The 12,262-nt window shown below is 60.9% G+C and carries 7 protein-coding genes and 2 pseudogenes; 6 read left to right on the plus strand and 3 right to left on the minus strand.

Annotated elements, in window-relative coordinates:
- Positions 1 to 86 precede the first annotated feature (86 nt).
- The 6 genes and pseudogenes from C4J93_RS01925 (at position 87) to C4J93_RS01950 (ending at position 8,223) form a co-directional block, all read left to right on the plus strand.
- A complete protein-coding gene (locus C4J93_RS01925) occupies positions 87 to 1,838 on the plus strand; it encodes a glucan biosynthesis protein G (RefSeq protein ID WP_124360889.1) in 1,752 nt (583 codons plus the stop codon).
- Positions 1,831 to 4,403, plus strand: a pseudogene (gene mdoH / locus C4J93_RS01930) (glucans biosynthesis glucosyltransferase MdoH); the annotation flags it as partial. The gene C4J93_RS01925 and the pseudogene mdoH, both read left to right, overlap by 8 nt.
- Before the next feature lie 182 nt (positions 4,404 to 4,585).
- A complete protein-coding gene (locus C4J93_RS01935) occupies positions 4,586 to 5,395 on the plus strand; it encodes a transporter substrate-binding domain-containing protein (RefSeq protein ID WP_124372381.1) in 810 nt (269 codons plus the stop codon).
- A gap of 210 nt (positions 5,396 to 5,605) precedes the next feature.
- Positions 5,606 to 6,403: a transporter substrate-binding domain-containing protein gene (locus tag C4J93_RS01940; RefSeq protein ID WP_124369285.1), complete on the plus strand. Its 798-nt coding sequence runs from the start codon at positions 5,606 to 5,608 to the stop codon at positions 6,401 to 6,403.
- Between the two features lie 133 nt (positions 6,404 to 6,536).
- Entirely contained in the window at positions 6,537 to 7,496 is a 960-nt protein-coding gene (locus C4J93_RS01945; protein WP_124428453.1) for an amino acid ABC transporter permease, read from the plus strand.
- Entirely contained in the window at positions 7,489 to 8,223 is a 735-nt protein-coding gene (locus tag C4J93_RS01950; protein ID WP_124360894.1) for an amino acid ABC transporter ATP-binding protein, read from the plus strand. The genes C4J93_RS01945 and C4J93_RS01950 overlap by 8 nt, the downstream gene beginning before the upstream one ends.
- Positions 8,224 to 8,275: 52 nt before the next feature.
- Here the strand turns inward: C4J93_RS01950 and C4J93_RS01955 are convergent, their stop codons facing one another.
- The 3 genes and pseudogenes from C4J93_RS01955 to C4J93_RS27600 form a co-directional block, all read right to left on the minus strand.
- The gene (locus C4J93_RS01955) at positions 8,276 to 10,183 is read right to left on the minus strand and encodes a methyl-accepting chemotaxis protein (RefSeq protein ID WP_124428454.1); all 1,908 of its coding nucleotides are present in this window, start codon (positions 10,181 to 10,183) and stop codon (positions 8,276 to 8,278) included.
- 133 nt (positions 10,184 to 10,316) lie between these two features.
- Positions 10,317 to 11,189 carry a methyl-accepting chemotaxis protein gene (locus tag C4J93_RS27595; RefSeq protein WP_372237489.1) on the minus strand — a complete coding sequence of 291 codons (873 nt, stop codon included), beginning with the start codon at positions 11,187 to 11,189 and terminating at the stop codon, positions 10,317 to 10,319.
- A gap of 33 nt (positions 11,190 to 11,222) precedes the next feature.
- Positions 11,223 to 12,233 (minus strand): annotated as a pseudogene (locus tag C4J93_RS27600) (methyl-accepting chemotaxis protein); the annotation flags it as partial.
- Positions 12,234 to 12,262 lie beyond the last annotated feature (29 nt).

The following is a 12,262-nucleotide window of genomic DNA, read 5'->3' on the forward strand; positions in this document are numbered from 1 at the left end:
CCTGAGGAGTCGGAACAATGCTCGCCAACCTGGCATATAGATAGCTGGCCGTTGGTTTTTTGATCTGTTTTCGGCGAGGGTTGCTCGTGATTGTTAGTCCCTGTAATGCACCAAAATTGTCTGCCAAACGGTTACGAAACGCACTGGTGACGGGCTCTGCCCTGTTTTGCCTGTTCGGCGCGGGTCAACTGTGGGCATTCAGTCTGGACGATGTGTCGGCCAAGGCAAAAGAACTGGCTGGGCAGAAATACGAAGCTCCGCGCAGCAATCTGCCGAACGAATTCCGCGAAATGAAATTCGCTGACTACCAGAAGATTCGTTTCCGCAACGAAAAAGCCGAGTGGGCCGATCAGAACACCCCGTTCAAGCTGTCCTTCTATCACCAGGGTATGCACTTCGATACGCCGGTGAAAATCAATGAAGTCACCGCTGACAGCGTCCAGGAAATCAAATACGACCCCAATCGTTTCGATTTCGGCGACGTAAAGTTTGATCCAAAAGCCACCGAACAGTTGGGTTATGCCGGCTTCCGTGTGCTGTTCCCGATCAACAAGGCTGACAAGCAAGACGAAATCATGACCATGCTTGGCGCCAGCTATTTCCGCGTCGTCGGCAAGGATCAGGTGTATGGCCTGTCGGCCCGTGGCATGGCGATCGACACCGCGCTGCCGTCCGGCGAAGAATTCCCGCGTTTCACCGAATTCTGGATCGAGCGTCCGAAGCCGGGCGACAAGCACCTGGTTATCTTCGCCCTGCTGGATTCCCCCCGTGCGACGGGCGCCTACCGCCTGATTCTGCGTCCGGGCACCGACACCGTGGTCGACGTCAAATCCCAGATGTACCTGCGCGACAAAGTCAGCAAGCTGGGCGTGGCCCCGTTGACCTCGATGTTCCTGTTCGGCGCCAATCAGCCGTCCAAGGTCCTCAACTACCGTCGCGAGCTGCATGATTCCAGCGGCCTGTCGATCCATGCCGGCAATGGCGAGTGGATCTGGCGCCCGTTGAACAACCCTAAACACCTGTCGGTCAGCAACTTCAGCGTCGAAAACCCGCGTGGGTTCGGCCTGCTGCAACGTGGCCGCAACTTCAGCCACTACGAAGACCTGGACGACAACTACGACAAGCGCCCGAGCGCCTGGATCGAACCTGAAGGCGACTGGGGCAAAGGCAGCGTCGACCTAGTAGAAATTCCGACCGCCGACGAAACCAACGACAATATCGTTGCCTTCTGGAGCCCGGCCGAACTGCCGGAAGTCGGCAAGCCGCTGGACGTGTCCTACCGCCTGCACTGGACGCTGGACGATGCTGCCTTCCATTCGCCTGACAGTGCCTGGGTCAAGCAGACCCTGCGTTCCACCGGTGACGTGAAGCAATCGAACCTGATCCGTCAGCCGGACGGCAGCGTGGCTTACTTGGTCGACTTCGAAGGCCCGGCCCTGAAAAAACTGCTGCCGGACGCCCCGGTGCGCAGCCAGGTGAGTGTTGGCGACAACGCCGAGCTGGTTGAAAACAGCGTGCGCTACAACGAGCACACCAAAGGCTGGCGCCTGACCCTGCGCATGAAGATCAAGGACGCGGGCAAGCCGACTGAAATGCGCGCCGCGCTGGTGCAGGAGATCGCACAGGCCGAGCCAGAACAGGTGTCGACCCACGTGCTCAAGGCTGACAAGGTCTTGGCCAAGCAACATGAGAAACAGGCCAAGAAAGACGCCAAAGAGGCGAAGGACAAGGACGCCAAGCAGCCAGAAGCTGCCCCGGCCCCTGTCACGCCGGAGCCGGCCAAGACCGAACAAGTCCTGACCGAAACCTGGAGCTACCAGTTGCCCGCCGATGAGTAATTCACAAGTCAAGCCAGAGACTCTGACCGAGTACCTGGCGCATCTGCCCATGACCGCTGAGCAGCGTGCCGAACTGGCGGGCTGCAGCTCCTTCAGCGAATTGCACGAACGCCTGTCGTCCGCAACCTTCGACGCACCTACCGACGCCGCCCAAGCGTCGGTGGGCCGCAGGCTCACCCTCAGCACGGCCGAAGAGCTGCAGGACGCCGAGATGCTGGCGCTCGACGCCAGCGGCCGCGTCTGCCTGAAGGCCACGCCGCCGATCCGTCGGACCAAAGTCGTGCCCGAGCCTTGGCGCACCAACATCCTGGTACGCGGCTGGCGCCGGATGACCGGTCGCACCAACCCGCCCAAACCGCCGAAAGACGAGCGGGTACTGCCGGCTGCGCGCTGGCGCACCGTGGGTTCGATCCGCCGCTATATCCTGTTGGTGCTGATGCTTGGCCAGACCATCGTGGCCGGCTGGTACATGAAAGGCATCATGCCGTACCAGGGCTGGTCGCTGGTGGACTTCGACGAAATCCGCAACCAGACCCTGCTGCAAACCGCTACCCAGGTTCTGCCTTATGCACTGCAGACCAGCATCCTGATAATGTTCGGGATTCTGTTCTGCTGGGTGTCGGCCGGTTTCTGGACCGCGCTGATGGGCTTCCTCGAACTGCTGACCGGCCACGATAAGTACCGTATCTCCGGTAAAAGTGCTGGTAATGAGCCGATTCCGAAGGATGCCCGCACCGCGTTGGTCATGCCGATCTGTAACGAAGACGTGCCTCGGGTATTCGCCGGTTTGCGTGCGACGTTCGAATCGGTGGCGGCTACCGGTGATCTGGACCGCTTCGACTTCTTCGTGCTCAGCGACAGTAACGACGCCGATATCTGCATTGCCGAACAGCAAGCCTGGCTCGACGTGTGCCGCGAAGCCGGTGGTTTCGGCAAGATTTTCTATCGCCGCCGTCGCCGTCGCGTCAAGCGCAAGAGCGGTAACCTCGACGACTTCTGCCGTCGCTGGGGCGGGGACTACAAGTACATGGTGGTGCTCGACGCCGATAGCGTGATGAGCGGCGAATGCCTGACCAGCCTGGTACGCCTGATGGAAGCCACGCCGGATGCCGGGATTATCCAGACCGCGCCGCGTGCGTCGGGCATGGACACCCTGTATGCGCGCATGCAGCAGTTCGCCACCCGCGTCTACGGCCCGCTGTTCACTGCCGGCCTGCACTTCTGGCAGCTGGGTGAATCCCATTACTGGGGCCACAACGCAATCATCCGCATGAAGCCGTTCATCGAGCACTGCGCCCTGGCGCCGTTGCCGGGCAAAGGCGCGTTCGCCGGTGCGATTCTCTCCCACGACTTCGTCGAAGCCGCGCTGATGCGCCGTGCCGGCTGGGGCGTGTGGATTGCCTACGACCTGCCGGGCAGCTACGAAGAACTGCCGCCGAACCTGCTCGACGAACTCAAGCGTGACCGTCGCTGGTGCCACGGTAACCTGATGAACTTCCGCCTGTTCCTGGTCAAAGGCATGCACCCGGTGCACCGTGCGGTGTTCCTGACTGGCGTGATGTCGTACCTGTCGGCGCCGTTGTGGTTCTTCTTCCTGGTGCTGTCCACCGCGTTGCTGGCGGTGAACACCCTGATGGAGCCGCAGTACTTCATGGCGCCACGCCAGTTGTACCCGCTGTGGCCACAATGGCACCCGGACAAGGCGGTGGCGCTGTTCTCCACCACCATCGTGCTGCTGTTCCTGCCTAAATTGCTCAGCATCATCCTGATCTGGGCCAAGGGCGCGAAAGAGTTCGGCGGCAAGTTCAAGGTGACCCTGTCGATGCTGCTGGAGATGCTGTTCTCCATGCTGCTGGCGCCGGTGCGCATGATCTTCCACACCCGTTTCGTACTGGCCGCGTTCCTCGGCTGGGCTGCGACCTGGAACTCGCCGCAACGCGACGACGACTCCACGCCTTGGAGCGAAGCGGTCAAGCGCCACGGTCCGCAGACTGTGCTGGGTTTCTTGTGGGCACTGCTGGTGGTGTGGCTGAACCCGAGCTTCTTGTGGTGGCTGATCCCCATCGTCGGTTCGCTGATGCTGTCGATCCCGGTGTCGGTGATTTCCAGTCGGGTCAAGCTGGGCCTCAAGTCTCGCGATGAGAGCCTGTTCCTGATCCCCGAGGAATACAATCCACCGCAGGCGTTGCTGTCGACCGAGAAGTACACCCACGAAAACCGTTGGCACGCGCTTAACGACGGGTTCGTGCGTTCGGTGGTAGACCCACAGCAGAACGCCCTGGCCTGCGCCCTGGCGACTTCACGTCACCGCGAGGCGGAGCCGATCGAGTACCTGCGTGGGGAGCGTGTTCGCCACGCGTTGAAAGTCGGCCCGGCCGGCCTCAACAACGGCGAACGCCTGGCCTTGCTCAGCGATCCGGTGGCCCTGGCCCGCTTGCATGAACAGGTGTGGAGCGAAGGCCATGCCGAGTGGCTGGACGCTTGGCGTGCTTCGATCAAGGCTGACCCGCACGCGCCATTGCTACCCCTGCAACCGCAGTCGTCCCAGGCTCTACCGGCCTGATTCAGACGCCCCCGAGGGCTCACCTCGGGGGTGTTCCAAGCGCTTGTCCTACAGCGTTTACCGTCCCTTCCTTTGTTTGCTAACCCCTTGTTATTTCGAAACAAAACACCTTCGTTCGAAGCGTGTTGCCGTGCCTGTGGCTGGGGTAGCATCGCCCCCAATTTGACTCGCCATGGGGGCACATATGTTCAAAAGGTATGGTTCGGCACTGCTGATGGGTGTTGTCGCATTGATTCACACAGGCTTGCTCAACGCCGGGGCAATTGACGACGCCGTTCGCCGTGGAGTGCTGAAAGTCGGCACCACGCCGACTTACGTACCGTTCGAAATGACGGACAGGCAGGGGCGCGTCGTCGGCTTCGAGATCGATTTGCTCCACGCCATGAGTCGCGCGCTGGGGGTTGAACTCGAACTGGTCACGGTGCCCTATACGGAGTTGCTGTCGGGGCTGATCACGAAGAAGTTCGACTTGATCGGCAGCGGTATGACGGTCACCCAGGAGCGCAACCTAAAGCTCAATTTCAGTGATTCTTTTATCGTGGTGGGCCAGACCGTCCTGCTGCATCCGCGCCTGGCCGGCACGGTGTCGAGCATCGAAGACCTGGACGAGGCGAGCTATCGGATCGCGGTCACCGAAGGCACCACCGGCGAGGCGGCGGCGCAGCGCTTCCTGGGGGCGGCCCGGCTGATGAGTTTCGTAACGCCGGAGGAGGGTGTGCGCGAGGTGGTGGAGGGCAGGGCTGACGCATTTATTTATGATGCGCCCTACAACCTGATCGCGATGGCCCGGCCCGAGAACAGCGCATTACTGACGCTGGAGCAGCCGTTTACCTTTGAGCCTCTGGCGTTCGGCCTGAAAAAAGGTGATTACGACAGCCTCAACTGGATCAATCATTTTCTCAATCAAGTGGCCCAGGACGGGACCTACGATCAATTGCATGACAAGTGGTTCAAGGACACTGCCTGGATCGCGGAAATTGACTTGTCGTCATAACCGCTTACACATCAACCCATTAGTGAACCCAGGCGCTGACCGGCCCAGGCCTGCGGTCACGCGCGGCGCCGTAGGGTTTCTCTTGCACACGCCGATAACATTTAGCCGTGAAACCTTTGTGACGGGCAACGAGTGGGTTAGGATCGCACCCCGAAATGGCGCAGCCCTTTTGTGCGCCCACTTTATAAGAACCGTTCAGGGGACTTGATGATGAAAAAGTATCTTTCGATGCTGATGCTCGGCGTCACCGCGCTGGTGGCGGCCACTGCGGCCCAGGCCGGCGCCATCGATGATGCGGCCAAGCGCGGCACGCTGAAAGTCGGCATGGACCCGACCTACATGCCGTTCGAAATGACCGACAAGCGCGGTGACATCATCGGTTTCGAAGTGGACATCCTCAAGGCCCTTGCCAAGTCCATGGGCGTCAAGCTGGAACTGGTGTCCACCGGTTACGACGGTATCATCCCGGCCTTCCTGACCGGCAAGTTCGACATGATCGGCAGCGGCATGACCCTGACCCAGGAACGCAATCTGCGCCTGAACTTCAGCGAACCGTTCATCGTGGTCGGCCAGACCCTGCTGATTCGCAAGGACCTGGAAGGCACCATCAAGTCCTACAAAGACCTGAATGACGAAAAGTACCGCCTGACCTCCAAGCTTGGCACCACCGGTGAAATGGTCGCCAAAAAACTGATCGCCAAAGCCAAGTACCACGGCTACGACAACGAGCAGGAAGGCGTGCTCGACGTAGTCAACGGCAAGGCTGACGCGTTTGTCTACGACGCACCGTACAACGTGGTGGCCGAGAAGAAAGTCGGCAACGGCAAGCTGGTGTTCCTTGACGAACCCTTCACCTTCGAACCCCTGGCGTTCGGCCTTAAGAAAGGCGACTACGACAGCGTCAACTTCATCAACAACTTCCTGCACCAGATCAAGCACGACGGCACCTATGATCGCATCCATGACAAGTGGTTCAAGAGCTCCGAGTGGCTCAAGGATATGGAATAAGGCTGATTGATCGTTCCCACGCTCCGCGTGGGAATGCAGCCCGTGACGCTCCGCGTCACAAAGCAGACGCAGAGCGTCCATTGAGGCGTTCCCACGCGGAGCGTGGGAACGAGCTCTAATCCCGGAATCTGAAATGAAACAGAAAAAAGCCCAATGGCCCTGGCACCTGCTGACGGTGCTCGTACTGGTCGGCCTGGCTGGCGCCTTGTACTACGCCACCTCGCTGATGTCCTACGAATGGCGCTGGAACCGCGTGCCGCAGTACTTCGCCTATCAGGCTGAGGAAGCGCAGCGTGCGGCGGATATTTCGACGGTCATTGAACTGGTACGCAAAGGCGACGTGGCCGAGGTTACCCTGCGCAATGACGCCGGCACCGAACAAACGCTGACGGTTGCCGACAACAGCCTGCAGGTGGCGCGCGGCGATGATGTGGCTGAAGGTGACGTCATCGGTGTCAACCGTCATTGGGCGTTGGGGCCGCTGATGTGGGGCCTGTGGACCACGCTGTGGTTGTCGGTGGTGTCCGGCGTCCTGGGCCTGGCGATTGGCCTGGCCACCGGCTTGTGCCGCCTCTCCAGCAACCCGACCTTGCGCGATCTGTCGACGCTCTACGTCGAACTGGTGCGCGGTACGCCGCTGCTGGTGCAGATCTTCATTTTCTATTTCTTTATCGGCACGGTGCTCAACCTGTCACGGGAGTTTGCCGGGATCGCCGCACTGTCGCTGTTCACCGGCGCCTATGTAGCGGAAATCGTGCGTGCCGGTGTGCAGTCGATCACCCGTGGCCAGAACGAGGCCGCGCGCTCCCTGGGCTTGAGCGCCGGCCAGTCGATGCGCCATGTAGTGTTGCCTCAGGCGTTCAAACGCGTGCTGCCGCCGCTGGCCGGGCAATTCATCAGCCTGGTGAAAGACACCTCGCTGGTCTCGGTGATCGCGATCACCGAGTTGCTCAAGAGTGGACGCGAAGTGATCACTACCTCGTTTTCGCCGTTTGAAATTCTGTTCTGTGTGGCAGGCCTGTACCTGCTGATCAACCTGCCGCTGTCGAAAATGGCCAGCCGGCTTGAGCGGAGGCTCGCGCAAAGTGATTGAAGTCCGCGATCTGGTAAAAGTCTTCGACACCCGTGGTCATGTGGTGCGTGCGGTGGATCATGTCACCACCCAGGTGGCCAAGGGCGAAGTGCTGGTGGTGATCGGCCCGTCCGGCTCCGGCAAGTCCACCTTCCTGCGCTGCCTCAATGGGCTGGAGGAATTCGACTCAGGTTCGGTCAGCATTGACGGTTTGCAGCTGGCCGACCCGAAGACCGATGTGAATGCCTATCGCCGTGAAGTCGGCATGGTGTTCCAGCATTTCAACCTGTTCCCCCACATGACCGTGCTGGAAAACCTGTGCCTGGCGCAAAAGGTCGTGCGCAAACGCGGCAAGCAAGAGCGTGAGGCCAAGGCCCTGGCACTCCTGGAAAAGGTGGGTATTGCGCAGAAAGCCAATGAGTTCCCGTCACGCCTTTCCGGCGGCCAGCAGCAACGCGTTGCGATTGCCCGTGCCCTGGCGATGGAACCCAAGGTGATGCTGTTCGACGAACCCACCTCGGCCCTCGACCCGGAAATGGTCGGTGAAGTGCTCGACGTCATGAAGACCCTGGCACTGGAAGGCATGACCATGGTGTGCGTTACCCACGAGATGGGCTTTGCCCGCGAGGTGGCGGACCGGGTGTTGTTCTTCGATCACGGCAAATTGCTGGAAGACGCGGCGCCGGCCGAATTCTTCGCGGCGCCGAAGGACCCGCGGGCCCAGGCTTTCCTGCGTCAGGTCTTATAGGTTCGGGCGCCTATGTGGGAGCAAGCCCCCTCCCACATTGGATGGCGGTGTTTCAGAGCTTGAATTTGCCGATCAGCGTCTGCAGATCCAGGCTCAACCTCGTCAACTGAACACTCGCGGCCGCCGTTTCCTCGCTGGCGGCGGCGGTCTGTTCCGACACATCCCGCACCTTCAAGACACTGCGATTGATTTCCTCGGCCACCGCGCTTTGCTGTTCGGCGGCGGCGGCAATCTGCGGGTTCATTTCCTGGATGACCGATACCGTGCGGGCAATCGCTGCCAAGGCCTCGCCGGCGTCGCGAGTCAGGGCAACGCTGTTGTCGGTCAGGTTGCGACTGCTGTCCATGATGTCCGCGACCTGCTGGGTGCCGTTATGCAACCCCAGGATCAGCCCTTCAATCTCTTCAGCCGATTCCTGTGTGCGCTGGGCCAGGCTGCGCACTTCATCGGCGACCACGGCAAACCCTCGCCCGGCAGTGCCTGCGCGCGCCGCTTCGATGGCGGCGTTCAGGGCGAGCAGGTTGGTCTGCTGGGACACGGACTTGATAACGTCCAGCACGCTGGCGATCTTTTCGCTCTCTTTTTGCAGAGCCAGCATCGCGCGGCCGGATAAGGCCATTTCACTGGCCAGGTTGCCGATTTGCTCAACCGCATGGATGACTACCTGCTCGCCGGCACCGGCCTGCTGGTCTGCTTCGTTCGCTGCAACGGACGCGCGTTCGGCATGGCGCGCCACTTCCTGGGCGGTGGCGAGCATTTCATTCATTGCCGTGGCCACTTGGTCGGTTTCATCTTTCTGATTGTTCAGCCCGTTGCGGGTCTGTTCGGTCACGGTGGATAACTGCGTCGCCGCACCGGCAATCTGCCGAGCGCTGTCACCGATGCTGCTGATCAGGCTGCGCAGGCTGCGGGTCATTTGCCCGATGCTTTGTTGCAGCTGGCCCAGTTCGTCGCGGCGCTCCACGTGGGTGTCGTGGCTCAGGTCGCCTTGAGCGACACGGTTGGCGGCAACGAGGATGTCACGCAACGGCGAGGCGATCTGGCTGGCAATCCACCACGCGGCCAGGGCGCCCAGCACCAGTGCAGCCGCCGTGACGCCAATCAGCAGCGTGCGCGTGTGGTCGGCCTCGTCATTGCGCTTGGTGTTCTGGCTCTGGCTCAGCAAGTTACTGTTCTCGCGCAACTCATTGAGCTGCTGTTCGAAGCGGTTTTGCACGGTTTCGACGTTGAGCTGGGCTTGCTTGAGCTTGAGCAGTTGTGCACGGTAGTCGTTCAGGTCGGTTTTGAGCAGTGCTGAGTCCACGGGCAGCATGAACACTGCCTTCTGTGCGATGTCCAGCGCATCCAGCGCCTGGCTTGCTGCCTCGGCATAGGCTTGCAACGACTCGGCGGCCCAGGCGGGATTCTGGGCACGATCCTCGGCCTGCTCCATGGCTTGGCGCAGTTGCTCAATGGCGTCGAGCGCCTTTTCGTCATTCTGGTCGGGCAAGTCGCTGGCGAATTGGGCCAGGGTGTCACTGGCTTGCAGGGCGGATTTTTTGAGCGCTGGCCGGACACTCTCTCGTTGCTCGATCAACGCGGGCAGCTCCGCCAGCGCGACCTTCAAGCCAGCCACCAGGCGTTTTGCCTCCTCATTGCGTTGCACATCGATCGGGTCTACCAATCGATGCGAAAGGTCTGCCAGGAGCTGGTCGATTTTCTCGGTCTTCTGCGTCATCTGGGCCAGGCTGGCTTTGTCCGCAAGGGTGCGGTAGACGGTGCGGTCGGCGCGCATGGCCTCCGCGTACACGGCCAGTTCGCCCAGGCTCGTCAGGCTATTGGACCGATAAAGCACGGCGTTCAGGGCTTGCCAGCCCGCCGCGGCGATCATGAAACTGAGGATCAGCACTTGGCCAAAACCCAGAGCCAGCTTGAGGCGAACACTGGCGTTAACCAGTATGCGGGTCAGCCGAGAAAACATGGCACACCTCCCAATCAGAAAAAGCGTTTCGCGACAGATGAACGCTAATCCGATTCGAGGTGAGGGCTGGCTGATAACTGTGTAGGAAATTTCACAAGATGCGGCGGCCTCAATCGGCCGCCGCTCAAGTCAGTCAGATGCGGAAGCGCCCGACCAGGGTTTGCAGGTAGATGCCCAGGCGTGCCAGCTCTGCGCTGGACGCCGCCGTTTCTTCGCTGGCTGAAGAGGTTTGTTCGGAGACATCGCGCACATTCAACACGCTGCGGTTGATCTCTTCGGCGACCGCGCTTTGCTGCTCGGCGGCCGTGGCGATCTGCGAGTTCATCGCCTGGATGGTCGAAACGGTACGTGTGATGTTCTCCAATGCGCTGCCGGCGCGGCGGGTCAGTTCGACACTGCTGTCGGTCAGGCCGCGGCTGTTGTCCATGATGGTCGCCACCTGCTGGGTACCGTTTTGCAGGCCGACGATCAGTTCCTCGATCTCCTCGGTGGACTTCTGTGTGCGCTGGGCCAGGCTGCGCACTTCGTCGGCTACCACGGCGAAGCCACGCCCGGCTTCACCGGCACGCGCCGCTTCAATGGCCGCGTTCAGCGCCAGCAGGTTGGTTTGCTGGGCCACGGACTTGATCACGTCGAGCACGCTGCCGATTTTGTCGCTTTCGCGCTTCAGGTCGGCCATGGCGATCGTCGAATTGCCGACTTCGGTGGCCAGGCGCTCGATCTGGGCGATGGCTTCGCCGACTACCTTGTCGCCTTCACGGGCCTGCAGGTCGGCGGCCACGGCGGCTTCCGAGGCTTCTTCGGCATTGCGCGCAACTTCCTGCACGGTAGCGGCCATCTCGTTCATGGCCGTGGCGACCTGGTCGGTCTCGATCTTCTGACTGTTGACCCCGGCGCTGGTCTGTTCGGTCACTGCCGACAACTGCTCGGCGGCGCTGGCGATTTGCGTAACGCCATCGCTGATGCCGCCAATCAACTCGCGCAGGCCCACGGTCATGCTTTGCATGGCGCGTTGCAGTTGGCCGAGTTCATCCTGGCGGGCAGATTCCAGATTGTGGCTCAGGTCGCCCGAGGCTACGCGTTCGGCGACTTTTAGGGTTTGATTGAGCGGAATGATGATCTGGCGAGTGATGGCCCAGGCGGCGAAGAGACCAAAACTCAATGCCAGCAGGGCAGCCAGCAGCAACAGCCGTTTGGCTTGCGCGGCATCACTGTCGCGGACCACGGTTTGCGAGGCGGTGAGTGTGCTGCTGCGGTCCAGCAGAATGTCGCCTTGGACGTTCATGAGCTTCAGCGCAGCGGCGCTGGCCACCTGCGAATCGCGGTACTGGCTGACAGCGGCGCGGTAGGCTTGCAGCGAGGCGCTGGCCTGTTGCAGGTTGGTCGAGAATTGGTCAGGTAGCTGGCCGTTAAGGGCGGCGATTTTCTTCAGGGTATTGTCGATGGCATCCAGCGCAGGCTGCTCGGCCTCGACTTTGCCGCTGTAGGTGTAGCCGCGAACCTGAAATCGCGCCTGCTGGATCAGCTTGCTCAGGTCGACGATGCTGTTGAACTGGCTGACGCTGTCGCCCTGTAACAGGGCCTTTTCCACTTCGCCGACTTTGAGCACCGCGTTGTCGGCGGTATCGCCGAGTTTGCTGCGCGCGTTTTCGCGATTGGCACCTGCCTGGACCATGGCGTCGAATGCACGCTTGTACTGGTCAACCGCCGCAAGTTGGTCATCGACCAACGCGATATCGGCGGGCTGTTCAATCAGCGCCCGCGCAGTTTTCAGGCCGCTTTCCAGGTGGTCGAGAAGGCCATTGACAGTTGCCGGGCCCTGTTCGCCACGGCGCATTTCAAAGTCCAGTCGCGCGATGCGCAGGTCCTTGCTCAAGTCGTTGAGACTGGCGATGTAGCCCAGTTTGTCGCCACGGCTTATCACGCTGGAAAGCCCGGTCCAGCCGGTGAGTGTGATGATTGACGTAAGCAGCAACACCAGGCCGAAGCCTACGCCCAGTTTGGTTTTGACGCTCACATTTCCGAGCTTTTCGGCCGACCAACGATACATGCTGCGAACTCCCCTGGAACAAGGCTTGG

Source organism: Pseudomonas sp. R2-37-08W (assembly GCF_003851705.1).
In the GTDB taxonomy this organism is placed as follows: domain Bacteria; phylum Pseudomonadota; class Gammaproteobacteria; order Pseudomonadales; family Pseudomonadaceae; genus Aquipseudomonas.